The sequence below is a fragment of the Kitasatospora sp. NPDC056181 genome (assembly GCF_042266225.1).
In the GTDB taxonomy this organism is placed as follows: Bacteria; Actinomycetota; Actinomycetes; order Streptomycetales; family Streptomycetaceae; genus Kitasatospora.
Genome location: NZ_JBHJUK010000016.1, coordinates 68,652 through 92,817, shown reverse-complemented (window position 1 = coordinate 92,817; position 24,166 = coordinate 68,652). Strand labels below are relative to the sequence as shown.

Annotated in this window: 21 protein-coding genes and 1 riboswitch; of the genes, 10 read left to right on the top strand and 11 right to left on the bottom strand. The window is 75.2% G+C overall.

Annotated elements, in window-relative coordinates; all coding sequences use genetic code 11:
• Positions 1 to 155 precede the first annotated feature (155 nt).
• Positions 156 to 659 carry a DinB family protein gene (locus tag ACFC1F_RS09740; RefSeq protein ID WP_376156874.1) on the top strand — a complete coding sequence of 168 codons (504 nt, stop codon included), beginning with the start codon at positions 156 to 158 and terminating at the stop codon, positions 657 to 659.
• 94 nt (positions 660 to 753) lie between these two features.
• Here ACFC1F_RS09740 and ACFC1F_RS09735 read toward each other — a convergent pair whose 3' ends face one another.
• Positions 754 to 1,998, bottom strand: coding sequence for an amidohydrolase (locus tag ACFC1F_RS09735; protein ID WP_376156873.1), 1,245 nt, complete (start codon positions 1,996 to 1,998; stop codon positions 754 to 756).
• A 247-nt stretch (positions 1,999 to 2,245) separates the two neighbouring features.
• Here ACFC1F_RS09735 and ACFC1F_RS09730 point away from each other — a divergent pair, with 247 nt between their 5' ends.
• On the top strand, positions 2,246 to 3,154 hold the full coding sequence (locus ACFC1F_RS09730) for an NADP-dependent oxidoreductase (RefSeq protein WP_376156872.1): 909 nt from the start codon (positions 2,246 to 2,248) through the stop codon (positions 3,152 to 3,154).
• A gap of 12 nt (positions 3,155 to 3,166) precedes the next feature.
• Positions 3,167 to 3,931: a VOC family protein gene (locus tag ACFC1F_RS09725; RefSeq protein WP_376156870.1), complete on the top strand. Its 765-nt coding sequence runs from the start codon at positions 3,167 to 3,169 to the stop codon at positions 3,929 to 3,931.
• A gap of 45 nt (positions 3,932 to 3,976) precedes the next feature.
• Here the strand turns inward: ACFC1F_RS09725 and lnt are convergent, their stop codons facing one another.
• Both lnt and cobN read right to left on the bottom strand, forming a co-directional pair.
• A complete protein-coding gene (gene lnt, locus ACFC1F_RS09720) occupies positions 3,977 to 5,566 on the bottom strand; it encodes an apolipoprotein N-acyltransferase (RefSeq protein ID WP_376156868.1) in 1,590 nt (529 codons plus the stop codon).
• Between the two features lie 295 nt (positions 5,567 to 5,861).
• Complete coding sequence (gene cobN, locus ACFC1F_RS09715) at positions 5,862 to 9,476, bottom strand: cobaltochelatase subunit CobN (protein WP_376156867.1); 3,615 nt, start codon at positions 9,474 to 9,476, stop codon at positions 5,862 to 5,864.
• Between the two features lie 107 nt (positions 9,477 to 9,583).
• Positions 9,584 to 9,668: riboswitch (cobalamin riboswitch) on the bottom strand.
• Positions 9,669 to 9,811: 143 nt separating this feature from the next.
• Between cobN and ACFC1F_RS09710 the strand changes: the two genes are divergently transcribed.
• The 5 genes from ACFC1F_RS09710 to ACFC1F_RS09690 all read left to right on the top strand — a co-directional run bounded on the left by ACFC1F_RS09710 (position 9,812) and on the right by ACFC1F_RS09690 (position 16,258).
• Positions 9,812 to 11,140, top strand: a complete 1,329-nt coding sequence (locus ACFC1F_RS09710) for a hypothetical protein (protein ID WP_376156866.1) — start codon at positions 9,812 to 9,814, stop codon at positions 11,138 to 11,140.
• Complete coding sequence (locus tag ACFC1F_RS09705; RefSeq protein ID WP_148641655.1) at positions 11,137 to 11,763, top strand: precorrin-8X methylmutase; 627 nt, start codon at positions 11,137 to 11,139, stop codon at positions 11,761 to 11,763. Before ACFC1F_RS09710 ends, ACFC1F_RS09705 begins: the two co-directional genes overlap by 4 nt.
• Positions 11,760 to 13,274 carry a precorrin-2 C(20)-methyltransferase gene (locus ACFC1F_RS09700; RefSeq protein WP_209408666.1) on the top strand — a complete coding sequence of 505 codons (1,515 nt, stop codon included), beginning with the start codon at positions 11,760 to 11,762 and terminating at the stop codon, positions 13,272 to 13,274. Before ACFC1F_RS09705 ends, ACFC1F_RS09700 begins: the two co-directional genes overlap by 4 nt.
• An 82-nt stretch (positions 13,275 to 13,356) precedes the next feature.
• Positions 13,357 to 14,613, top strand: a complete 1,257-nt coding sequence (locus tag ACFC1F_RS09695; protein WP_376156865.1) for a cobalt-precorrin-5B (C(1))-methyltransferase — start codon at positions 13,357 to 13,359, stop codon at positions 14,611 to 14,613.
• Between the two features lie 115 nt (positions 14,614 to 14,728).
• Complete coding sequence (locus tag ACFC1F_RS09690) at positions 14,729 to 16,258, top strand: UDP-N-acetylglucosamine 1-carboxyvinyltransferase (protein ID WP_209408660.1); 1,530 nt, start codon at positions 14,729 to 14,731, stop codon at positions 16,256 to 16,258.
• 25 nt (positions 16,259 to 16,283) lie between these two features.
• Here ACFC1F_RS09690 and ACFC1F_RS09685 read toward each other — a convergent pair whose 3' ends face one another.
• The 6 genes from ACFC1F_RS09685 to ACFC1F_RS09660 form a co-directional block, all read right to left on the bottom strand.
• Positions 16,284 to 16,790: a protein phosphatase gene (locus ACFC1F_RS09685; RefSeq protein ID WP_209408657.1), complete on the bottom strand. Its 507-nt coding sequence runs from the start codon at positions 16,788 to 16,790 to the stop codon at positions 16,284 to 16,286.
• Positions 16,791 to 16,819: 29 nt separating this feature from the next.
• Positions 16,820 to 17,323 (bottom strand): DinB family protein, encoded by a 504-nt coding sequence (locus ACFC1F_RS09680; protein ID WP_376156862.1) that lies wholly within the window; start codon positions 17,321 to 17,323, stop codon positions 16,820 to 16,822.
• 40 nt (positions 17,324 to 17,363) lie between these two features.
• Positions 17,364 to 18,116, bottom strand: coding sequence for a cobalt-precorrin-6A reductase (locus ACFC1F_RS09675; RefSeq protein WP_376156860.1), 753 nt, complete (start codon positions 18,114 to 18,116; stop codon positions 17,364 to 17,366).
• A complete protein-coding gene (gene cobM / locus ACFC1F_RS09670; RefSeq protein ID WP_376156859.1) occupies positions 18,116 to 18,877 on the bottom strand; it encodes a precorrin-4 C(11)-methyltransferase in 762 nt (253 codons plus the stop codon). The genes ACFC1F_RS09675 and cobM overlap by 1 nt, the downstream gene beginning before the upstream one ends.
• Complete coding sequence (gene cbiT / locus ACFC1F_RS09665) at positions 18,874 to 20,256, bottom strand: precorrin-6Y C5,15-methyltransferase (decarboxylating) subunit CbiT (RefSeq protein ID WP_376156858.1); 1,383 nt, start codon at positions 20,254 to 20,256, stop codon at positions 18,874 to 18,876. Before cbiT ends, cobM begins: the two co-directional genes overlap by 4 nt.
• Before the next feature lie 251 nt (positions 20,257 to 20,507).
• Positions 20,508 to 21,002, bottom strand: coding sequence for a gamma-glutamylcyclotransferase family protein (locus tag ACFC1F_RS09660; RefSeq protein WP_376156856.1), 495 nt, complete (start codon positions 21,000 to 21,002; stop codon positions 20,508 to 20,510).
• A 215-nt stretch (positions 21,003 to 21,217) separates the two neighbouring features.
• Between ACFC1F_RS09660 and ACFC1F_RS09655 the strand changes: the two genes are divergently transcribed.
• A complete protein-coding gene (locus ACFC1F_RS09655) occupies positions 21,218 to 22,210 on the top strand; it encodes an EamA family transporter (RefSeq protein WP_376156855.1) in 993 nt (330 codons plus the stop codon).
• Here the strand turns inward: ACFC1F_RS09655 and ACFC1F_RS09650 are convergent.
• Entirely contained in the window at positions 22,173 to 22,766 is a 594-nt protein-coding gene (locus tag ACFC1F_RS09650) for a dihydrofolate reductase family protein (protein WP_376156853.1), read from the bottom strand. The two genes, ACFC1F_RS09655 and ACFC1F_RS09650, sit on opposite strands and share 38 nt — an antisense overlap.
• A 108-nt stretch (positions 22,767 to 22,874) precedes the next feature.
• Between ACFC1F_RS09650 and ACFC1F_RS09645 the strand changes: the two genes are divergently transcribed.
• Complete coding sequence (locus ACFC1F_RS09645) at positions 22,875 to 23,450, top strand: TetR/AcrR family transcriptional regulator (protein WP_376156852.1); 576 nt, start codon at positions 22,875 to 22,877, stop codon at positions 23,448 to 23,450.
• 4 nt (positions 23,451 to 23,454) lie between these two features.
• Here ACFC1F_RS09645 and ACFC1F_RS09640 read toward each other — a convergent pair whose 3' ends face one another.
• Positions 23,455 to 24,018, bottom strand: a complete 564-nt coding sequence (locus ACFC1F_RS09640) for a flavoprotein (protein ID WP_376156851.1) — start codon at positions 24,016 to 24,018, stop codon at positions 23,455 to 23,457.
• Between the last annotated feature and the right edge of the window lie 148 nt (positions 24,019 to 24,166).

The window sequence follows — 24,166 nt, the reverse complement described above, 5'->3', positions numbered from 1 at the left end:
CCGGGGCCCGTAGTGCCGGCCCCCCGGTGGCCGGCGGGGGGGGGGGGGGCGGGCTCCGTTTTGTACCGGGGGGGCGGGGCGGGGGGGTTTACCCCGCGCGTCGGGGTGGGGAGTTGCCCACCCCCACCGCAACGGCGGGCTGTTATGGTCCGCGCATGATGAAGCGTGTGCCCTTCCAAGGGGCGGAGAAGGAAAGCCTGTTCACGGCTCTCGACCGGCACCGTGACGCGGTGCTCTGGAAGCTCGAAGGGCTCGACGACGAGCAGCTCCGGCGGCCGATGACCCCGTCCGGGACGTCCCTGCTGGGTCTGGTGAAGCACCTCGGAGGTGCCGAACTCGGCTGGTTCTGCGAGGCGTTCGGCCGCGAGACCGGTCCGCTGCCGTTCGACCTGGACGAGGACGAGGAGTCCGACATGCGGATCCGGCCGGACGAGTCCACCGCCGACGTCCTCACCTTCTACGCCCGCGCCCGTGCGGCCGCCGACCTGGTGGTCGAGGACCTGGAGCTGGACGACCTCGGGCGGGCCTGGTTCGGCGACGAGGTGTCGCTGCGCTGGGTCCTCATCCACATGGCCACCGAGACCGCCCGTCACGCCGGGCACATGGACATCCTCCGCGAACTGCTCGACGGCCGGACGGGCGACCACAACCGGGGGTGAGCGGCGGGAGCGGGGCGGGCGGTCCCGGCAACCCGGGGCCGCCCGCCCTGTTCACCAGCCCTGTTCACCAGCCCTGTTCAGTCCGTGAAGCGGCTCAGTCCGTGAAGCGGCCGCCCCGGGCCACCACCCGGCCGGCCCGGACGACCAGTTCGCGACCGGGCAGGTCGACCACCACCTGCGGCAGGCACTCGCCGGAGACCAGCATGAAGTCGGCCGGCGAGCCCGGCGCGAGGTCCGCCACCGGCAGGCCGAGCAACTCGGCGCCGCCGTCGGCCGCGAGGGCGAAGCAGTCGGTCAGCTCGGCATCGGTCCGGGCGTCTGTGGTCCAGCCGAGCAGGTGGGCGCGGTGCAGCATGTCGGCGTTGCCGAACGGGCTCCACGAGTCGCGCACCCCGTCCGAGCCGAGCCCCACCTGCACCCCGTGCGCGGCCAACTCGCGGAAGGGCAGCACCTGGTGGGCGGAGGGTGCGACGGTGGTGAGCCCGATGCCGGCCCCGGCCAGCAGCTCGGCGAGGGTGGCGAGCGCACCGCCGGAGAGCTCCGGCACGCAGAACGCGTGGCTGACGACGACCCGCCCCTGGAGCCCGGCCGCCCTCGTCCGGGCGGCGATGTCGCGCAGCGGGGCGAGGCCGCGCTCGCCGGTGTCGTGCAGGTGGATGTCGAGCCGCAGGCCGTGCCGTTCGGCGAGGCCGAAGACCTGGTCGAGCTGGGCCGGGCCCTCGCCGTGGGCGCCGACCCCGTCGAACCCGGCCGGGTCGATCCCGCCGACCGCGTCGATCAGCCCGCTCGCCGCCGCCTCCGCCAGCAGGGCGCCCGCCCCCGGCGTGCGCCGCACCCCGTGCTGGGGGAAGGCCACCACCTGGACGTCGAGCGCCGCCTCCAGCCGTTCCCGGACGGTCGCCAGCCCCTCCACGCCGGCCAGGCCGTACGCGGGTGCCACGTCCACGTGGGCCCGCACCGCGCGCGTCCCCCGGGTCACCGCGTGCGAGAGCAGCCGGGCGGCCCGTTCGGCGAGCGGCGTCCGCTGGTGTCCGTACAGCTCGACGTCCCCCTGGACGTACTCCGGCAGCCCGCCCGCCGGGCGCCGGCTGTACCAGGGCTCGCCCCAGGCGGTCTTGTCCGGGTGGATGTGGGCGTCCACCAGGGTCGGCAGCGCGATCCGCCCGCCACCGTCGACGACCTCCGCCGTGGTGCCCTCGGGCACCCGGTCGGCCAGCACGCCGTCCACGGCGATCAGGTCGGCCGGTACCGGGGAGCCGAACGGGCGGACGCCGCGGAAGACGGTGACGGCAGGCGGGGCCATGGTTTCTCCTGGTTTCCGACGTTTTGCCGATGGCATCGAAGCCGACGCCGGCGCGGTTCGTCAACATCCCTTCTCGGCGGAGAGGGTGGCGGCCCGCGGCGCACGGCGGACCACTGACGGACGGTGAAGCCCGTCGGCCGCCGGCCCGTGGCCGCCGCCGCCGACACGCGTCCGTTCGGCGCAGCACCGGCGGGCCGTGCCCCGGCCCGGCCCGCATGCTGGGGCGGGGGAGGAGGCCTGGCAGCGCCCCGCGCAGGGGCCGCGGCGAAGGAGTGGATCGAGGATGGCCAAGGCGTTCGGGTTCGTCGACTACGGCGGGCCGGAGAATCAGGAGTTCCTGGACCGGCCGGTGCTGGAGCCCGGACCGGGGCAGCTGGGGATCACGGTACGGGTGGCCGGGGTGAACCCGGTGGACTGGAAGGTCCGCCGCGGGTGGCTCGGGACGGACGGCGAGCTGCCGGCCGTCATGGGGCAGGAGGCCGCGGGGGTGGTCGAGCGGATCGGGCCGGGTGTCACGGGGTTCACGCCGGGCGACGAGGTGTTCGGCGTCGCGGCGGCCGGGGCCTTCGCCGAGCAGACCCTGCTGGTGGCCTCGATGAGCGCCGTCAAGCCCGGGACCGTCGGATTCGCCGAGGCGGCGACGCTGCCGGTGGCGGCGGCGACGGCCGACGACGGGGTCCGCGACGTCGGGGTGGGCTCGGGGCAGACGCTGCTGATCCTCGGCATCGCGGGCGGCGTGGGCAGCGTGGCCGCGCAGATCGCCCGCAGCCGCGGAATCCGGGTGGTGGGAACGGCGGGCGACGCCAACCGCGGGTACGTGGAGTCGCTGGGCGCAGTGCAGGTGCGCTACGGCGACGGTGTGGCCGAGCGGATCAGGGCGGTCGCGCCGGACGGGGTGGACGGCATCCTCGACCTCGTCGGCGGGGACGACCTGCGCGCCGCCGCCGCGACCCTGTCCGACCGCTCGAAACTGGTCTCCACCGTCGACCCGGCCACCGCCGCGGAGCTGGGCGGTCGCTACATCACCCGCTCCACCACCCCGGCGACGCTCGCCGGACTGGCCGCCCTGGTGGCCGCCGGAGAGCTGGACGTGCACATCACCGGCCGCCACCCGCTGGCCCACGCCGCGGAGGCGCTGGCCCTCGTCGAGTCGGGGCACGCGCGCGGCAAACTGATCCTCGAAATCGGCTGAGAGCAGGGCGAGATGAAGCAGAACAAGGTGACCACCGGCGGGCCCTGCTGGGTGGAGCACGGCAGCGCGGACCCGGAGGCGGCCCAGCGGTTCTACGGTGAACTCCTCGGCTGGCAGCCGGACCGCGACGAACGGCCGGAGGCCGGCGGCTACACCTTCATGAGGCTGGACGGGGCGATCGCCGCGTCGATCGCCCCGCTCTACGGGGAGGGCCAGCCGACGGCCTGGAGCATCTCCTTCGCCGTCACGGACGCCGACGCCACCGCCGACCTGATCACCGGGGCGGGCGGGACCATCATCGTCGCGCCGATGGAGGCGCTGGACTTCGGCCGGTTCGTGATCGCGGCGGACCCGTCGGGAGCGGTGTTCGGGCTCTGGCAGGCGAACCGGCTGACCGGCGCCGAGGTGCTCAACGAACCGGGCGCGCTGGGGTGGGTGGAGCTGCTGACCCGCGACCCGGAGGGCGCCCGGGCGTTCTACCCGGCGGTGTTCGGCTGGACGGTCCGCCCGTCCGACCGGTACACCCAGTGGGGCCTGGCCGACGAGGACTTCGGCGGCATGTTGACGATGGACGACGGCTTCCCGCCGCAGGTGCCGCCGCACTGGCTGCCGTACTTCTCCGTCGCGGACGCGGAGGTGACCGCGTTCCGGGCCGGCAACCTCGGCGCGGGCGTCCTGATGGCGCCGGTCTCGATGCCGGGCGGCCGCCGGATCGCCGTGCTGCGCGACCCGCTGGGGGCGGCGTTCGGCATCTACCAGGACCCCGGGGACGGCTGAGCCCCGGGCGGGCCGGTCCGTCCGGGGCACGCCGGCAGGCCGGAGTCAGGCCGGCTGGTCCGGGTCACGCCGGCCGGTGCGGGCGCGTCGGCGTGACGCCGTCACCGCTGTGACAGCCGCACCCGCCGTGACCAGCAGCGCCACCGCCGGCACCACGTCGCCGACGCGGTCGTACCAGGTCAGCTCGGTCGGCCCGGTCAGCGGCAGGCGCACGGTCAGTGCGCCGGTGCGGTCGGTGCCGAGCCGGGCCAGTTCCCGGCCCTGGGCGTCGAACGCGGCCGAGACGCCGGTGAGCGAGGCCTGGACGGCCGGCCGGCCGGTCTCCGCGGCGCGGATCGCGGCCAGCGAGACGTGCTGCTCGGGTGCCCAGGTGAGCTGGAAGGTCGAGGTCGAGGACTGGTAGACCAGCACCCGGGCGCCGTCCCGGGCGGCCGTGCGGGACATGTCGGGGAAGGCCGACTCGAAGCAGATCAGCGCTCCGACCGGCAGCGGCGCGCCCCCGCGGTCGGTGGCCGGGAGGACGTGGAACGCCGTCCCCGGCGCCCGGTTCTCGCCGGCCGCCCGGCTGACGCCCGCGATCCAGCCGAGCAGCGGCCGCAGCGGGATGTACTCGCCGAACGGCACCAGCCGGATCTTGCGGTAGCGGTCGACGATGCCGGCCGGGGAGACGAGGACGGCGTCCTTGGAGATCCGCCCGTCCGCCTTCCGGGCGTCCTCGCCGGCCAGCACCTCGGCGCCGGTGACCGCGGCGAGCTGACGCAGCCGGGCCAGCGACGCCGGATCGCGGTCGAGGTCGGCGGTGGTGCTGGACTCGCCCCAGACGACCAGGTCGACCGGCCGCCCGTCGAGCGCGGCGGTCGCGACGGCGCTCGCCTCGAACCGGGCCTGCGGATCCTCGACGATCCCGGGCTGGACCAGCGCAACGGTCACCGCCCCGTCCCGGACGGGCGCGGCGCGCAGCGAGAACAGCACCGGGCCGGCCGCCAGCACCAGCACGGTGGCCAGTGCCGCCACGGCGCGCGGGCACCGGCCGGTGGCGGTCAGCACGATCAGCACCCCGGTGTTGACGGCCGCGACGGCGGCGCTGACCAGCCAGATCCCACCCGCCGACGCGAGCGCCAGGACGGCCGGGTGCTGCCACTGGGTCGCGCCGAGCAGCGCCCACGGCCCGCCGAGCGCGTGCCAGGACCGTGCGTAGTCGGTGGTCAGCCAGACCGCGGGGACGACCACCAGGGCCGAGAGCGCCCGACGCGTGGTCAGCGGCGGGTGCAGCAGCCGCCACACGGCGTACCCCACCCCCGCCTGCAACGCCCCGAACAGCACCGCGAGCACCGGCAGCGCCGGCCCGATCGACGGGATCAGCCAGTACATCGCCGTGAGGATGAACCCGGCGCCGAACCACCACCCCCGCACCGCCGCCTCCCGCCCCCCGGGCGCCCGCTGCATCAGCATCAGGCCCGGCACCAGCGCGACCCACGCCAGCGGGGCGAGCCCGGGCGCCGGAAAGGCGAACACCGGCAGCGCCCCGGCCGCCAGCGCGGCCACCCGGGCCCGGTACCGGTGGGCACGGACGTCCCGGTCCTGGCCGGCGGATGTCCCGAGGGCGGGCGGGCTGAGGGCGAGGCGGCGCGACATGCCCCGTATTGTCCGCTTGGCCGGGGAATGCCACCAGTATTCGCGTCACCCGAACGGGCGATGGAAATTCCGCCGACAAGGAAACGTCGCCGGCGAGGAAACGTCGCCGACGAGTGAAACGCCACCGGCAAGCGAAACGCCACCGGTGGCGGGCAGGCGGCCGGTGGTGGGAACGCCGCACGCGACCGGCACCCCGCACGCGACCGGCACGCCGTCGGCGGGGGAAACGCCGTCGGCGCTCACGCGTGCGGCCGCCGCCCCCGGAGCGGGGACGACGGCCGCACGGGGCCGGGCGTCAGCCCTCGTCGCCCTCCAGGTCACCCTCGGTCTCCAGGAACGCTGCCTGGAGCTCCTCGATCAGCCGCGGGTCGGGCTGCTCCCAGAGGCCGCGCTCGGCCGCCTCCAGCAGGCGCTCGCTGATGCCGTGCAGCGCCCACGGGTTGGCGCCGGCCAGGAACTCGCGGTTGACCGGGTCGAGGACGTACTCCTGGGTGAGCTTCTCGTACATCCAGTCCGCGACCACGCCCGTCGTGGCGTCGTAGCCGAAGAGGTAGTCCACGGTGGCGGCCATCTCGAAGGCGCCCTTGTAGCCGTGGCGGCGCATCGCCTCGATCCAGCGCGGGTTGACCACGCGGGCGCGGAAGACCCGGGCGGCCTCCTCGGTGAGGGTGCGGGTGCGGACCGTCTCCGGGCGGGTGGAGTCGCCGATGTAGGCGGTCGGCGCCTTGCCGGTGAGCGCGCGGACGGTGGCGACCATGCCGCCGTGGTACTGGAAGTAGTCGTCCGAGTCGGCGATGTCGTGCTCGCGCGTGTCGGTGTTCTTCGCGGCGACGGTGATCCGCTTGTACGCGGTCTCCATCTCCTCACGGGCCGGCCGCCCGTCCAGGCCGCGCCCGTACGCGTAGCCGCCCCACACCGTGTACACCTCGGCGAGGTCGGCGTCGGTGCGCCAGTCGCGGCTGTCGATCAGCTGGAGCAGTCCGGCGCCGTACGTGCCGGGGCGGGAGCCGAAGACGCGGACGGTGGCCTTGCGCTCGTCGCCGTGGACGGCCAGGTCGGCCTGGACGTGCGCGCGGACGAAGTTCTGCTCGGCGGGCTCCTCCTGCGCGGCGGCCAGGCGCACCGCGTCGTCCAGCAGGGCGACCACGTGCGGGAAGGCGTCGCGGAAGAAGCCGGAGATGCGCAGGGTGACGTCGATGCGCGGGCGGCCCAGCTCCTCCAGGGAGACCGCCTCCAGGCCGGTGACCCGGCGCGAGGCGTCGTCCCAGACCGGGCGGACGCCGAGCAGGGCGAAGGCCTCGGCGATGTCGTCGCCGGCGGTGCGCATCGCGCTGGTGCCCCAGAGCGAGAGCCCGACCGAGGGCGGGAAGGCGCCGTCGTTGTCGGCGGTGTAGCGCTCGACCAGCGAGGCGGCGAGCGCCTGGCCGGTCTCCCAGGCGAGCTTGCTGGGCACGGCCTTCGGGTCGACGGAGTAGAAGTTGCGACCGGTCGGCAGCACGTTGACCAGGCCGCGCAGCGGCGAGCCGGACGGCCCGGCCGGGACGAAGCCGCCGCCGAGCGCGTGCAGCACGGCGTCCAGCTCGTCGGTGGTGGCGGCGAGGCGCGGGACGACCTGGGTCGCGGCGAAGGCCAGCACCTCGTGGACGGCCTCCGGCAGCCCGGCGGCGACCTTCTCGACCGCCTCGGCCGCCCAGTCCTCGGCCTCCATCGCCTCGACCAGGGCGCGCGCCTGCGCCTCGGCGGCGTCCGTGGCGCCCAGGGTCAGCGCGGCCTCGTCCAGGCCGAGCGCCTCGCGCAGGCCGGGCAGGGCGCTGACGCCGCCCCAGATCTGCCGGGCGCGCAGGATGGCGAGCACGATGTTGACCCGGTCGGTCCCGGCCGGCGCCTGGCCGAGGACGTGCAGGCCGTCGCGGATCTGGGCGTCCTTGATCTCGCAGAGCCAGCCGTCGACGTGCAGGAGGAAGTCGTCGAAGCCGTCGTCCTCGGGGCGCTCGTCGAGGCCGAGGTCGTGGTCCAGCTTGGCGGCCTGGATGAGCGTCCAGATCTGGGCGCGGATCGCGGGCAGCTTGGCCGGGTCCATCGCGGCGATGTTGGAGTGCTCGTCCAGCAGCTGCTCCAGGCGCGCGATGTCGCCGTAGGAGTCGGCGCGGGCCATCGGCGGCACCAGGTGGTCGACCAGGGTGGCGTGGGCGCGGCGCTTGGCCTGGGTGCCCTCGCCCGGGTCGTTGACCAGGAACGGGTAGACCAGCGGCAGGTCGCCGAGGACGGCGTCCGGGCCGCACTCGGCGGAGAGCGCGGCGGTCTTGCCGGGCAGCCACTCCAGGTTGCCGTGCTTGCCGAGGTGGATCACCGCGTCGGCGCCGAAGCCGCCGTCGGCCTGCGCGGCCGCGATCCAGCGGTAGGCGGCCAGGTAGTGGTGGGACGGCGGGAGGTCGGGGTCGTGGTAGATCGCGACCGGGTTCTCGCCGAAGCCGCGCGGCGGCTGGATCAGGACGAGCAGGTTCCCGGAGCGGATCGCCGCCAGCACGATGTCGCCGTCCGGGTTCTGCGAGCGGTCGACGTAGAGCTCGCCGGGGGCCGGGCCCCAGTGCTCCTCGACCTGCGTGCGCAGCGCCTCGGGCAGCGTGGCGTACCAGCGGCGGTAGTCGGCCGCGGGGATGCGGACCGGGTTGCGGGCGAGCTGCTCCTCGGTGAGCCAGTCCTGGTCGTAGCCGCCGGCCGCGATCAGGGCGTGGATCAGGGCGTCGCCCTCGTGCTGGTCCTCCGCCACGGTGTCCAGGCCGGGCAGGTCGGTGCCGAGGTCCATGCCCTCGGCGCGCAGGCGCTCCAGCAGGCGCATCGCGCTGGCCGGGGTGTCCAGGCCGACGGCGTTGCCGACCCGGGCGTGCTTGGTCGGGTACGCGGACAGGACGAGGGCGAGCCGGCGCTCGGCGGCCGGGATGTGCCGCAGCCGGGCGTGCTTGACGGCGGTGCCGGCGACCCGGGCGGCGCGCTCGGGGTCGGCGGCGTAGACGGTGAGGCCGTCCTCGTCCAGCTCCTTGAAGGAGAACGGGACGGAGATCAGGCGGCCGTCGAACTCCGGCACGGCGATCTGGGTGGCGGTGTCCAGCGGGGAGAGGCCGTCGTCGCTGGCCTCCCACTGGGCGCGCGACCAGGTCAGGCAGAGCGCCTGCAGGATCGGCCGGTCCAGCGCGGCCAGCGCGCCCGCGTCCCAGGCCTCCTCGTCGCCGCCGGCCTGCGCGTCGGCCGGGCGGGTGCCGCCGGCGGCGAGCACGGTCGTGACGATCGCGTCGGCCTCGCCGAGCGCGGCCAGCAGCTCGGGCTCGGCGCCGCGCAGCGAGGCGCAGTAGTACGCCCGGGCCTGCGCGCCCTGGTCCTCGACCGCCCGGCACAGCGTCTCGACGAAGGCGGTGTTCCCGCTCATGTGGTGGGCGCGGTAGTAGAGCACGGCGACGGTCGGGCCGTCGGTCGTACGGGCCTCGCGGACCAGCGGGCCCCAGGCGGGGGCGGAGGCCGGCGGGGCGAAGCCGTGGCCGGTGAGCAGCACGGTGTCGGACAGGAACGCGCCGAGCTCGGCGAGGTTGGCCGCGCCGCCGTGGGCGAGGTAGGCGTGCGCCTCGGCGGCGATGCCGGCGGGCACGGTGGACAGCTCCATCAGCTGGGCGTCGGGCGCCTGCTCGCCGGTCAGCACGATCACCGGGCGGGGGCCGGCCAGCAGCGCGTCCAGGCCCTCCTGCCAGGCGCGGCGCCCGCCGAGCAGGCGGACCACGACCAGGTCGGTGCCCTCGACCAGGGCGGGCAGGTCGTCGGACGAGAGCCGGGCCGGGTTGCCGAGGCGGTAGCGGACCGGCCCCTCGGAGGCACGGGCGCTGAGCAGGTCGGTGTCGGACGTCGACAGCAGCAGGATCATGCGAAGGCCCTCCCGGCCTCGATGGCGGGCATGGGCACAGAACTGCGGGGGCGCATGGCGTGGAGCCTTCCTCGGGGTCCGCGCCCCGGGCCGGTGGAGGACGGCAGGAGTTCCTGGCTCCCACGGTCTCCGGGAGTCCGGTGAACCGTGGTCACAGTGGCGGGACCGCACCGGGCTTGCACCGGTTTCCTCCCCTGCGCCGTCGCTGGCGTGCGGGCGGTCCGCGAGGGCCGCCCGGCAGCATCGTACGGGGTGCGGCTGACCTGGGGGAGTGCCCCGGTGGGGCGGCGGGGAGTGTGACCCGGCGTACGGAGGCAAGCGATCGGATCATCTGTATGCTCGCGGCCATGCCACCGACACCCGACGCCACCACGCCGGGCGCCGCGGTGCCCGACCGGGGGCGCGCGGACGCCTGCCCGGGGGCCCTTCGTCTGCACACCGCCGACGACGGCGCCCTGGCCCGGGTCCGCCTGCCCGGCGGTCTGCTGACGGACCGTCAGGCACTGGCGCTGGCCGAGGCCGCCGAGGCGCTGGGCGACGGCGCGCTGGAGACCACCTCGCGCGGCAACGTCCAACTGCGCGGCCTGGCTTCGGGCTGCGGGCAGGAGCTGGCCGAGCGGCTGCGCGCCGCCGCACTGCTGCCCTCCGAGACGCACGAGCGGGTCCGCAACATCGTGGCCTCGCCGGGTCCGTCGGCCGGCCCCGCCGACGTCCGGCCCGACGTCCGGGCCTGGGCGCGCGAGCTGGACGCCGCGCTCTGCGCGAGCGGCTGGGCCACCGGACTCTCCGGCAAGTTCCTCTTCGCGCTGGACGACGGGCGGGGCGACGTCGCCGCGCTCGACGCCGATGTGACATTGATCGCAGGCTCGGGCGCCGGCCCCGGGACGGACCCGGCCGACGGCGCGGACAGGGGCGCGGACGGCGCTCCGCGCGCCGGTGCGCAGGGCGCGGGCCCCGGCTCGGGAGGTGCGGACGGCACGGTGCTGCTGCGCCTCGGCCGGGCCGCCACCGCGCGCGTCGTCCCGGCCGCCGGTGCGGTGGACGCCGCACTGGACGCGGCCCGGGAGTTCCTGGACGCGCTGCGTGCGAGCGGCCGGAAGGCCTGGCACCTGCGCGACGTGCCGGACCTGCTGGACCCCGGCACCGCCCCGCTGCCCGTCCTGCCCGGTACGCCCCCGCCGCTCGGTGCGCTGCCCGGCGGGCTCTCCGTCGGCCTGCGCTTCGGCCGGGCCATCGCCGCCCAGTGGCGCGTGCTGGCCGGGGCGTCGGCCGGGGAGCTGCGGCTGACCCCCTGGCGCGGCGTCGTCCTGCCCGGGGCGGCCGCCGACCGGCTGCCCGCGCTGGCGGCGGCCGGCTTCCGCACGGCGCCCGGCACCGCCTGGGACGGCGCGAGCGCCTGCACCGGACTGCCGGGGTGTGCCAAGTCCCTGGCCGACGTCCGTACGGACGCGGCCCGGGCGTTGGACCTCGCGCCGGTGCCGGGCGGCGGGCTGCGGGTGCACTGGTCCGGTTGCGAGCGGCGCTGCGGCCACCCGGCCGGGGCGTGGGTGGACGTGCTCGCCACCGGGCAGGGCTACCGGGTGACGGTGGACGCCGCCACCGTGGACGTGACGAACGAGGAGATGGCCGAGGCGGTCGCCGAGGCCCGGAGGACCACGAAGTGATCGAGTACGAGAAGGACGGCGCGTCCATCTACCGCCAGTCCTTTGCCACCATCCGGGCCGAGGCCGACCTCGCCGCCCTGCCCGCCGACGTGGCCCAGGTCGCGGTGCGGATGATCCACGCCTGCGGCATGACCGACCTGGTCGAGGACCTGGTGTACTCGCCGGGCGCGGTCGCCTCCGCCCGCGCGGCCCTGAACGCGGGGGCGCCGATCCTCTGCGACGTGAACATGGTCGCCAGCGGCGTCACCCGCAAGCGGCTGCCCGCCGACAACGAGGTGATCTGCACCCTCACCGACCCGTCGGTGCCCGAACTGGCCCGGAAGATGGGCAACACCCGCAGCGCCGCCGCCATGGAGCTCTGGCTTCCCCGGCTGGAGGGCGCGGTGGTCGCCGTCGGCAACGCGCCGACCTCGCTGTTCCGGCTGCTGGAGATGATCGAGGCGGGCGCACCGCGCCCGGCCGCGGTGATCGGCGTCCCGGTCGGCTTCATCGGTGCCGCCGAGTCCAAGGAGGCCCTGGCCGTGCACCCGTCCGGCCTGGAGCACCTGGTGGTGCGCGGTCGGCGCGGCGGCAGCGCGATCGCCGCGGCCGCCGTCAACGCGATTGCGAGTGAGGAAGAGTGACGGACACTCAGCAGACCGGCCGGCTCTACGGGGTCGGCCTGGGTCCCGGCGACCCGTCCCTGGTCACCGTCCGCGCCGCCGAACTCATCGGCAAGGCCGACGTGGTGGCCTATCACAGCGCCCGGCACGGCCGTTCGATCGCGCGGTCCATCGCCGAGCGCTATCTGACGGGTGGTCAGATCGAGGAGAAGCTGGTCTACCCGATCACGGTCGAGACCACCGACCACCCCGGCGGCTACCGCGGCGCGCTCGACGACTTCTACCAGGAGGCCGCCGCCCGGCTGGCCGCCCACCTGGACGCCGGCCGTGACGTCGTCGTCCTCGCCGAGGGGGACCCGTTCTTCTACGGCTCCTACCAGCACATGCACAAGCGCCTCGCGCACCGCTACCCGACCGAGGTGGTCCCCGGCGTGACGTCGGTCAGCGCGGCCGCCGCCCGGCTGGGGCAGCCGCTCACCGAGGCGGAGGAGACGCTCACCGTCATCCCCGGCACGCTGCCGGAGGAGGAGCTCACCGCGCGGATCGCCTCGGCCGACTCCGCCGTGATCATGAAGCTGGGCCGCACCTTCCCGGCCGTGCGCCGCGCGCTGGAGCGGGCCGGCCGGCTGGACGACGCCCAGTACGTCGAGCGCGCCTTCATGGACGGCGAGCGCACCGCGCCGCTGGCCTCGATAGACGCGGAGACCGTCCCCTACTTCTCCGTTGCGGTGCTGCCCAGCAAGGTCGCGCCGCTGGAGCCGGCCGTGCCGGCGACCGACGGCGCGGGCAGTGTCACCGTGATCGGCACCGGCCCGGCCGGGCCGCTCTGGCTCACCCCCGAGGCGCGCGGCGCGCTCGCCGCCGCCACCGACCTGGTCGGCTACACCACCTACCTGGACCGGGTGCCCGTCCGCCCCGGCCAGCAGCGGCACGGCTCCGACAACAAGGTGGAGTCCGAGCGCGCGGAGTTCGCCCTCGACCTGGCCCGCCGCGGCCACCGGGTCGCGGTCGTCTCCTCCGGTGACCCGGGCGTCTTCGCGATGGCCACCGCCGTGCTGGAGGTGGCCTGCGAGGAGGCGTACCGCGACGTTCCGGTCCGGATCGTCCCCGGTATGACCGCCGCGCACGCCGCCGCCTCCCGCGCCGGCGCCCCGCTCGGCCACGACTACGCCGTGGTCTCGCTCTCCGACCGGCTCAAGCCCTGGGACGTGGTCGCCAAGCGTCTGCGCCTCGCCGCCGAGGCCGACCTCGTGCTCGCCCTCTACAACCCGGGTTCGCAGTCCCGCACCACCCAGGTCGGCCTGGCCCGCGACCTCCTGCTGGAGTACCGCGCGCCGCAGACCCCGGTGGTGATGGCCCGCGACGTCGGCGGCCCGACCGAACGCGTCCGGACCGTCCGCCTCGCCGACCTCGACCCGGCCCAGGTCGACATGCGCACGATCCTGCTCATCGGCTCCTCCCAGACGCAGGCCGTCGAGCGCGGCAACGCCACCGAGGTCGTCTGGACCCCCCGCCGCTACCCGGAGGCGTGAGCCCGCGCGGAGCGGGAGGCCGGTACGGCCGGCCTCCCGCTCCGGCAGGGCGGGTGGGCCGCCGGCCGGCGGGCGGGGGAGGATGGGGGCGTCCAGGAGCGGGAGTGCGGAGCAGGGAGCGGTCGTGGGTGAGGTCGGAGGTCGGGCCGGGCAGCTGAAGAGCAGCGGCCTGCGGCACGGGTGGACGACCGGCGCCTGCGCCACGGCGGCGACCAAGGCGGCGTACCAGGCGCTGCTGACGGGGGCGTTCCCGGACCCGGTGGTGATCACGCTCCCGAAGGGGCAGCAGCCCGGATTCGCCCTGGCCGCCGAGGATTTGGCGGACGGGCCGGGTGCGGCGGCTGCGGCGGCGAACGCGTCGGCCGGGCCGGGCGTGCAGGCCGGGCCGGATGCGCACGACGGGCCGGCCGTGCGGCGGGCGATGGCCGCGGTGGTCAAGGACGCCGGGGACGACCCGGACGTCACGCACGGCGCGCTGATCCGCTCGACGGTGTGGGCGGGGGAGCCCGGCAGCGGTGTGGTGTTCCGGGCCGGGCCGGGGGTCGGCACGGTCACCAAGGCGGGGCTGCCGCTCGGCGTCGGCGAGCCGGCCATCAACCCGGTGCCCCGGCAGATGATCCGCGACGCGGTCGCCGAGGTGGCGGCCGAGTTCGGCGGCGACGGGGACGTCGTGGTGGAGATCTCCGTCGACCACGGGGAGGAGATCGCCCGTTCCACCTGGAACCCGCGGCTCGGCATCCTCGGGGGCCTCTCCATCCTCGGCACGACCGGCATCGTCGTCCCCTACTCCTGTTCCGCCTGGATCGACTCCATCCGGCGCGGGGTGGACGTCGCCCGGGCCGCCGGGCGGACCCACGTCGCCGGCTGCACCGGCTCGACCTCGGAGAAGGTCGCCGTCGCCGTGCACGGCCTGCCCGAGGACGCGCTGCTCGACATGGGCGACTTCGCCGGGGCCGTGCTCAAGTACCTCAAGCGCCACCCGGTGCCGCGCCTGACCATCGCGGGCGGCTTCGCCAAGCTCTCCAAGCTCGCCGCCGGCCACCTCGACCTGCACTCGGCGCGCTCCCAGGTGGACAAGGGGTACCTGGCGGGGCTGGCCCGCACGGGCGGCGCGGGCCCGGAGCTGGCCGACGCGGTGGCGGCGGCCAACACGGCGCTGGAGGCGATCCAGCTCTGCCGTGCGGCCGGGGTCCCGCTGGGTGACCTGGTCGCCGAGGCGGCCCGCGCCACCGCGCTCGGCGTGCTGGTCGGCTCACCGGTCGCGGTGGACGTCATCTGCATCGACCGGGCCGGCACCATCGTCGGCCGTGCGGAGCCGGCCGGGCCGGAACAGGCCTGAACCGTTGCTGTGATGTGAAGATCTGACGCCCATACGAGGTGAGAATCGGACAAAAGTGGTGCAAGGTGCGGGCCCGGTTCTGGTGCTATCTCAACCATGAGATATGGTCTGCCGGGTGACAGGCGACTACCTCACCCGTATCGGCACCCTCATCCGTACCGCGCGTCAGCACCGTGGTTGGTCCCAGGCTCAGCTCGGCGAGGCCCTCGGCACCAGCCAGAGCGCGGTCAACCGCATCGAACAGGGCAAGCAGAACGTCAGCCTTGAGATGATCGCCCGCATCGGCGAGGCACTCGACAGCGAGATCGTCTCCCTCGGCTACGCCGGCCCGATGCACCTACGGGTCGCCGGCGGCACCCGTCTCTCCGGCGCCATCGACGTCCGCAGCAGCAAGAACGCCTGCGTGGCGATCCTCTGCGCCTCGCTGCTGACCACCGGCCGCACCACGATCCGCCAGGTCGCCCGGATCGAAGAGGTCTACCGCATCCTCGAGGTGCTCACCAGCATCGGCGTCAAGAGCCGCTGGACCAACGACGGCCGGGACCTCGAACTCACCCCGCCCGCCGAACTCGACCTGGCCGCCATGGACGTCGAGGCCGCCCGCCGCACCCGCAGCGTGCTGATGTTCCTCGGCCCGCTGATGCACCGCGCCGACCGCTTCGCCATCCCGTACGCCGGCGGCTGCGACCTCGGCACCCGCACCGTCCAGCCGCACCTCACCGCGCTGCGCCGCTTCGGCCTGGAGGTCGCCACCACCGCCGGCGCCTACCACGCCTCCGTGCAGCCCGGCGCGCCGATGGACCGGCCCATCGTGCTGACCGAGCGCGGCGACACCGTCACCGAGAACGCCCTGCTCGCCGCCGCCCGGCACGACGGCGTCAGCGTCATCCGCAACGCCTCCCCCAACTACATGGTCCAGGACCTCTGCTTCTTCCTGGAGCGGCTGGGCGTGAAGATCGAGGGCATCGGCACCACCACCCTCACCGTGCACGGCGTTCCCGAGATCACCTGCGACGTCGACTACACGCCCGCCGAGGACCCGGTCGAGGCGATGAGCCTGCTCGCCGCCGCCGTCGTCACCTCCTCCGAGCTGACGATCCGCCGGGTGCCGATCGAGTTCCTGGAGATCGAGCTCGCGGTGCTGGAGGGGATGGGCCTCGACTACGACCGCACCCCCGAGTACCGGGCCCACAACGGCTTCACCCGGCTGGTCGACCTCACCGTCCGGCCCTCCAAGCTGACCGCGCCGATCGACACCATCCACCCGATGCCGTTCCCCGGCATCAACATCGACAACGTGCCGTTCTTCGCCGCGATCGCCGCGGCCGCCCACGGCACCACGATGATCCACGACTGGGTCTACGACAACCGCGCCATCTACCTCACCGAACTCACCCGGCTCGGCGCGGACATCAAGCTCCTCGACCCGCACCGCGTCCTCGTCCAGGGCCCGACCCGCTGGCGCGCCGCCGAGATGGTGTGCCCGCCGGCCCTGCGCCCGGCGGTCGTCATCCTGCTGGCGATGCTCGCCGCCAAGGGCACCTCGGTGCTGCGCAACGTCTACGTCATCAACCGCGGCTACGAGGACCTCGCCGAGCGCCTCAACTCGATCGGCGCCCAGATCGAGACCTTCCGCGACATCTGACGGATCGTCACCCTGCTGGCCGGCCTCACCCGTCGAGGCCGGCCAGCAGTCGTGCGGTGTCCAGCCCGGAGGTCAGGTACTCCACGAACAGCGGGTTGTCGAGTGCGAACGGCGAGCGCCGCTCGCGGACCAACCCGACGGCGGCGCCGGCCTCGTGGCCGAGCTCGACCAGGGCCTGGGCGACCACCAGCCCGGAGCGGTTGTAGCCGGAGTGGCAGCGGACGAGGGTGGCACGCCCCTGGCGGACGGCCTCGGCGGTGCACGTCGCCGCCTCCTGGACGGCACGCAGCTGAGCGGCGGAGAGCGGCCCGTCCGGCACCTCGCGCACCAGGTGCTCCACCCCCGGTGCGGGCCCGTGTCCGGGCCGGGTGAACAGGCTGACCACGAGGTCGAACTCCCGCTCCACGACGACCGGTTCGAGCGCGCGGCCGGGCGGGGTGGTGAAATGACCGCCCATCCAGAGGCCGGGAACGATCTCGTTCCACGGCCCGGTCGGCCCGGGGACGTCGCGTTCCTTGTGGCGGGTCGGCATCGGGGCTCCGTCGTCCTTTCCGGGCCCGGCTACTCCCCGGTCTCGCCGTCGAGGTGCTCGCGCAGCAGGTCGGCGTGGCCGTTGTGGCGGGCGTACTCCTCGATCATGTGGGTGAGGATCCAGCGGAGCGAGAACGCCTCCTCGCCGTGGTGTCCGGTGACGTCCAACGACTCGGCGGCGGCGACGAGTTCCCGCGCGTGGTCGCACTCGCCGCGCCAGACGGCGAAGGCCTCGTCGGGGTCTGCGGTCTCCACGTCGAACTCCGCGAAGCTGCCGTCCGGGTGCTTCCAGAAGCCGGGGCGCCCCTCGTCGTTGAAGACGTTGCGGAACCAGCCGCGCTCGACCTCGGCGAGGTGGCGGACCAGCCCGAGCAGCGAGAGCCCGGAGGGCTGGAGGACGCGGCTGCGGAGCTGCTCGGTGCTCAGGCCGGCGCACTTCATCACGAGCGTGTCGCGCTGGAAGTCCAGGAAGCTGACCAGGGTGGCGCGTTCGTCGGCGGTCTGCAGGGTCGGGGTGCGCTGGTTGCTGTCCATCGCCCCATGATGGCAGCGCCGGGCGGCGCGGCACGCGGAATTACCGAAGGGCGGTGCCGTACCCGGCCAGCCAGTCCAGCGCCGCCTCCACCGACCCGGCCGCCGGCACCCCGGCCGGCAGCGGCGGGCGCTCCACGACCACGACCGGCAGGCCGAGTTCGCGGGCGGCGGTGAGCTTGGGGGCGGTGGCGGCGCCGCCGCTGTCCTTGGTGACCACCACGTCGATCCGGTGCTCGCGCAGCAGTGCCCGCTCGCCGTCCAGGGTGAACGGGCCGCGGTCGAGCAGGACGTCGAGGGCCGCGGGCACCGGGGGCTCGGGCGGGTCGACCGAGCGGGCCAGGAAGTGCAGGCCGGCGAGGTGGGCGAAGGAGCCGATGCCCTGCCGGCCGGTGGTGAGGAAGACCCGGCGGCCCAGGGCGGGCAGCACGGCGGCCGCCTCGTCCAGCGAGGCGACCGGGTGCCAGCGGTCCCCGTCGACCGGTGTCCAGCCGGGGCGGCGCAGCGCCAGCAGCGGAACGCCGGTCGCGGCGGCGGCCAGGGCGGCGTTGTGCGACATCACGGCCGCGAACGGGTGGGTGGCGTCCACGAAGGCGTCCACCGCGTGGTCGCGCAGCCAGGCGGCGAGCCCGTCGGGCCCGCCGAAGCCGCCGATGCGGACCTCGCCCGCCGGCAGCCGCGGCTCGGCGACCCGCCCGGCGAGCGAGCTGGTGACCCGCAGGCCCGGGCGGCCGGCCAGCGCGGCCGCCAGGGCCCGCGCCTCCGTCGTCCCGCCGAGGACCAGGACGTGCGCCATCAGGCCCCGCAGGGCTCGTGCGGGCGCTCGCGGTCCGCCGAGTAGAGGTGGCTGTCGCGGAACTGCTCGGCGGCCAGTGTCCGGCCCACGATGATCACCGCGGTGCGGGCCACTCCCGAGGCCTTGAGCTGCCCCGCGATGGTGCCGACGGTGCCGCGCAGCACCAGCTCGTCCGGGCGGCTGGCCATCGCCACCACCGCGGCCGGGCAGTCGGCGCCGTAGTGCGGGAGCAGCTGCTCGACGACGTCGTCCACGTACCCGGCGGCCAGGTGCAGCACCAGCAGCGCGCCGCTGCGGCCGAGGGTGGCGAGGTCCTCGCCCTCGGGCATCGGGGTGGCGCGCTTGGCGATCCGGGTGAGGATGACGGTCTGGCCGACGGTCGGCACGGTCAGCTCCCGCTTGAGCGCGGCCGCGGCGGCGGCGAAGGCGGGGACGCCCGGGACGACCTCGTACGGGACGCCGGCCGCGTCGAGGCGGCGCATCTGCTCGGCGACGGCGCTGAACACGGACGGGTCGCCGGAGTGCAGCCGGGCCACGTCCTGGCCGGCCTCGTGCGCGGCGACCAGCTCGGCGACGATCTGGTCCAGGGTGAGCTGGGCGGTGTCGACCAGCCGGGCGCCGGGCGGGCACTCGTCCAGCAGCTCGCGGGGCACCAGGCTGCCGGCGTAGAGGCAGACCTCGGCGCGGGCCAGGATACGCGCGCCGCGCAGGGTGATCAGGTCGGCGGCGCCCGGGCCGGCTCCGATGAAGTGGACGGTCACGAGGGTTCCTGTTCGACGAGGGCGGCGGTGGCGGGCCTGGCGGCGGCGGTGGTGGGCCTGGTGGCTTCGGCAGGGGGTTTGACGGCGGACCACTGGGTGACCGGCATCGCCTGGCGCCAGCCGGTGAAGCCGCCGACCGGGACGGCGTGGGCGACGGCCAGGCGCAGCAGTTCGCCGCCGTGCCGCCGGTACCACTCGGTGAGCAGGGCCTCGGACTCCAGGGTCACGGTGTTGGCGACCAGCCGGCCGCCCGGCGGCAGCGCCGCCCAGCAGGCGTCCAGCAGGCCGGGCGCGGTGAGGCCGCCGCCGATGAACACCGCGTCGGGGACCGGGAGTCCGGCCAGCGCGGCGGGCGCCGCTCCGGTGACCACGTCCAGCCGGGGCACGCCGAGCGCGGCGGCGTTGCCGGAGATGCGGGCGGCCCGGACGGGGTCGCGCTCGACGGTGACGGCCCGGTTCTCGCGGTGCGCGCGCAGCCACTCGATCGCGATCGAGCCGGAGCCGCCGCCGATGTCCCAGAGCAGTTCGCCGGGCGCGGGGGCGAGGGTGGCGAGGGTGGCGGCGCGGACGTGGCGCTTGGTCAGCTGGCCGTCGCTCTCGTACGCGTCGTCCGGCAGGCCGGGGACGAGCGAGGTCCGCGGGCCGGGACCGAGCTCGACCGCGATGACGTTGAGCGGGTCGCCGGCCGGGTGCGGCCAGCCGTCCGCCGGGCCCTCCAGGTGCCGTTCGCCGGGGCCGCCGAGCTGTTCCAGTACCCGGAGCCGGGCGGCGCCGAAGCCGCGGGCGGTGAGCAGCGCGGCGACGGCGGCGGGGGTCGCGGCGCCCGCGCTGAGGACGAGCAGCCGGCGGCCGGGGTGCAGGGCGAGCGCCAGGGTGTCGAGGGGGCGGCCGACCAGGCTCACCACCTCGGTGGTCTCCAGGGGCCAGCCGAGCCGGGCGCAGGCGTAGGAGACGGAGGACGGGTGCGGCAGCACGCGCAGACGCTCGGCGCCGGCGGATCCGGCGGATCCGGCACGGCCGTCGGCGAGGTCTTCGGCGGGCGTTCCGGTGAGGGCCTGGGCCGGGGTCCCGGCGGGCGTACCGGTGAGGGCCTCGGCGAGGGTGCGGCCGATGCCGTAGAACATCGGGTCGCCGCTGGCCAGCACCGCGACCCGGCGGCCGGCGTGCTCGGCGAGCAGCCCGGGGACGGCCGGGCGCAGCGGGGACGGCCACGGCACCCGTGCGGCGGCGACCTCGGCGGCGGGGAGCAGGGCGAGCTGGCGCGGTCCGCCGATCACCACCTCGGCCTCGCGCAGGGCCGCCCGCGAGGTGCCGGCCAGGCCGGGCCAGCCGTCGGCCCCGATCCCGACGACGGTGATCGGAGGTGGCAGCTCGGACACCGGGAGGCTCCTCGTTGGTCGGCAAGGCGTGGTTCGGTGCCCGCGCGGCGGTGGGCGACCGCCAGTCCGCCGGTCGTGCGGGCAGCCGCAGCCTACCTGGCGGTACGCGGCGGGCTCCTGGCCAGGGTGCACGCCCGGTGTAGCGGCGCAGTGTCGACATATCGCTGTTCGCCGTTCGCCGGCGGGCCGGTGCTCCTGCGCTCTGGCCTCCTCGCGCTTCTCCGTGCCGGTGTCCCGCCGCCCCGCCGTGCTCAGGGCCCGTCGGGCCCTCGCCGCCGGTGCATCCAGTCCCCGGACGGGATGAGTGCCGGGTGGGTGCGCAGGCGGGCGGCGACGGCGGGGCCGGCCAGGTAGACCCAGGCCTCGTGCGTCCCGCCGCCCGCCGTCCGGACGGTCAGCCGTTGTCGCACGTACTCGCCGGTGCCGTCCGCCCGGCAGTCCTCCAGCAGGTCGAGCGCGGCGAGTGCGGGGCCGTACGCGCCGGGACGCACGGTGATCAGCTCGCCGACGACCTGGCGGCCGGGCGTCGCGTCCGGCACGGCGAACGGGAAGCCGGGGCCGTCGTGCAGGGCGGCGCCGGGGAGCACCGCGGGCCGGACGTCCGCGCAGCGCCCGGCGAGGTGGAAGGCGTGGTTGTGACCGCCGGTGCGGAGCGTGCCGTAGACGAAGAACGGCAGCGCGCCGGCGACGGCGTCGTCGTCGGTGGGGCCGGCGGCGTCGGCGGGGTCGGCCGGTTCGGCGGGCACTGGGCACCTCCTGGAATCCGACATCCGTTGGCGGTCGTCGCTTGTTGTCGGTGATTGGTCGTCGGTGACCGGTCGTCCCCGGCCGTGTTGGCACCGGCCGAGGGGCGCCCACCGTAGCGCCTGCGGCGATCGCCTGGTGATACCCACTGGCGCGCGGACCCGCTGATGCGCTGTCATGGCGGGTGAACCGCCAGCACCGTCCAAGGGGGACACCCATGACAGCGCCCGTCTCGCGGAAGGCCGCCCAGCCCTCCTCCACCCTGTCCGCCGTGACGCCCGCCGATGCGGTGCCCCCGGCGGCGCGGCTGGGCGGGGCGGTCTGGGTGGCGCTGGGCGTGGTGTACGTGGTGTGGGGCTCGACCTACCTCGCGATCCGGATCGCGCTGGAGACGATGCCCTCGTTCCTCTCCGCCGGGGCGCGCTTCATCTTCGCCGGACTGCTGCTGGCCGGCTTCGTGCTGTTCCGCCAGGGGCGGGCCGGGCTCCGGGTGAACGTCCGGCAGCTGGGCTCCTCCGCACTGGTCGGCGTGCTGCTGCTGACCGGCGGCAACGGACTGGTGGTGCTGGGCGAGAACTCCATCCCGTCCGGCCTGGCCGCGCTGCTGGTGGCGGTCGTCCCGCTCTGGATGGTGCTGCTCACCGCGGCGGGCGGCGACCGCCCGAAGCCGGTCGAGCTGTCGGGCGTGCTGCTCGGACTGGCGGGCCTGGCGGTGCTGTCCGCGCCCGCGATCAGCGGGGACATCCCGCCGGCCGGGGTGATCGCGGTCATCGGCGGGACGCTGACCTGGGCGGCGGGCTCGTTCGCCGCCAAGCGGATCCCGATGCCGGGCAACGTCTTCGCCGGAAGCGCCTACCAGATGCTCGTGGGCGGCCTGGGCAACGTGCTGATCGGACTGGCGCGCGGCGAGCAGCACGGGCTGGACGTGGACGCCTTCTCCGGGCGGTCCTGGCTGGCACTCGGGTACCTGGTGGTGGTCGGCTCGCTGGTCGGCTTCACCGCGTACGCCTGGCTGCTGCAGTCCGCCCCGCTGACCCTGGTCGCCACCTACGCCTACGTGAACCCGGTGGTCGCGGTCCTGCTGGGCTGGCTGGTCCTGGCCGAGCCGCTGACCGGCCCCACCCTGCTGGGTGGGGCGATCGTGGTCGCGGGCGTCTGTCTGGTGGTGAGCGTCAGCCGGCGGCCGGCCCGGTCCGCTTCGCGTAAGTGAGGACGACGGTGCCGTTCTCGAACGGGCGGCAGTCGGCCAGGGTGAAGCCGTGCGGCGCGAAGTCGGCGCGGAAGAGCGGGACGCCCTGGCCGGCCACGACCGGGTACTGCTTGACGATCAGCTCGTCGACCTCCGGCAGCAGCTGACCGGCCAGCTCGGCGCCGCCGCAGAGCCAGATGCCGAGCCCGTCCTCCTGCTTGAGCTTGCGCACCAGGGTGAGCGGGTCCTCGCCGGTGACCTCGACCGCCGGGTCGGGGCTGGTCAGCGTGCGGGAGAAGACGATCTGCCGCAGGTGGGCGTACGGGTTGGTGAGGCCGAGGGGCAGCCCCACGGCGTAGGTGCCGCGGCCCATCAGGACGGTGTCGAAGCGGGAGACGGGCACGTCCGCGACACCGAAGGCCGCGCGGCCCGGCGTGGGCAGGGTGTCGGCGTACTCGGTGGTGAGGTGCTCCAGGAACTCGCCCTCGACGTACGACATGAGGAAGTCGAAACCGCCGTCGGGTGCGGCGATGAAGCCGTCGATGGAGGCGCCGATGAAGTAGGTGAGCTTGCGCATTCACGTCCTTGAGGTCGGTTGGTTCAAGGCGCTGCGCCTTGAACAACGACAGTTATAGTACTCCGGGTGTAGTGGTTGCAAGAGTTTTCCTGAAAGAGGATCAGAGTCATGGCCCAGAACCCCGCCCGCCGCACCGCCCTCACCGACGCCGCCATCGACGTCCTGGCCCGCGAGGGCGCCCGTGGCCTCACCTTCCGCGCGGTCGACGCCCAGGCGGGTGTGCCGGCCGGAACCGCGTCCAACTACTTCGCCAACCGCGACGACCTGCTCAACCGGGTCGCCCGCCACATCCACCACCGCCTGACCCCCGACCCGGCCGTCCTCGCCGAGCTGCTCCGCGCCCCGCGCGACCGCGCCCTGGTCACCGCGCTGATGCACGACCTGCTGCGGCGGATCACCGCCGAACGGGCCGGCTACCTGGCCATGCTCGAACTGCGGCTGGAGGCCACCCGCCGGCCCGGCGTGCGTGACCAGCTCACCGGCACGATCCGCGAGCAGCTGGAGGCCAACATCGCCTACCACCTGGACGAGGGCTTCCCCGGCGACCGCGAGACGGTGGTCCTCCTCTACCTTGCGATGACCGGGCTGCTCGTCGAACACCTCACGCTGCCCGGGGTGTTGGGCGAGGACGGGCTCGCGGCCCTGGTCGACACCGTGGTCGAGCGGATCGTCCCCCTGGACTGACCGCTCACCCTCCCGCGGGTCCCGGCCCGGCACCGGGTGCGGTCCCCGGCTCGGCATCGGGCTCGGCCTCCGGCTCGGCGCCGGTCCGGGCCCGCAGTACCGGCCGCACCGCGTCGAGCACGGCCGTGAGGTCGCCGTCCTCCCGGACCAGCACGCCCATCGACCGCAGTCGCGCCAGGCTCTCGGCGTACGCGGGGTGGGCGGCCTGCGCCGCGCTGAGCACCGGCCGGACGGCCGTCGGCACGCCGAGCCCGTACGCCTCGCAGAGGATGCCGAGGGCGAGCGTGTCGGAGATCCCGGCGGCCCACTTGTTGACGGTGTTGAAGGTGGCGGGTGCCACGACGATGGCGTCCGGCGGCGGCAGCGGCTTCGGCTCGCCCGGCTTCCGCCATGCCGAGCGGATCGGGTAACCGGTCCGGGCGACGACGGTGGCCTCGTCGATGAAGCCGAGCGCGTGCGGGGTCGCGACGACGCCGACCTCCCAGCCCTCGGCCTGGGCGGCCGAGATCAGCCGGCCGGTCTCGGGGGCGAGGCCGGAGGCGCAGACGACGACGTAGAGGAAGGGCACGGGCGGGCTCCCAACGGTGTGACGGTTGCACCCATCATCGTCATCCGCCCGGCGCCGCCGGCCGCCGGGGACGTCGGTGGGCGGGCCCGCGAGTCCGCCGGTCCGTCCGCCCGTCCGTCCCCCTGTCCGTCGGTCCGCCCGTCGGTCC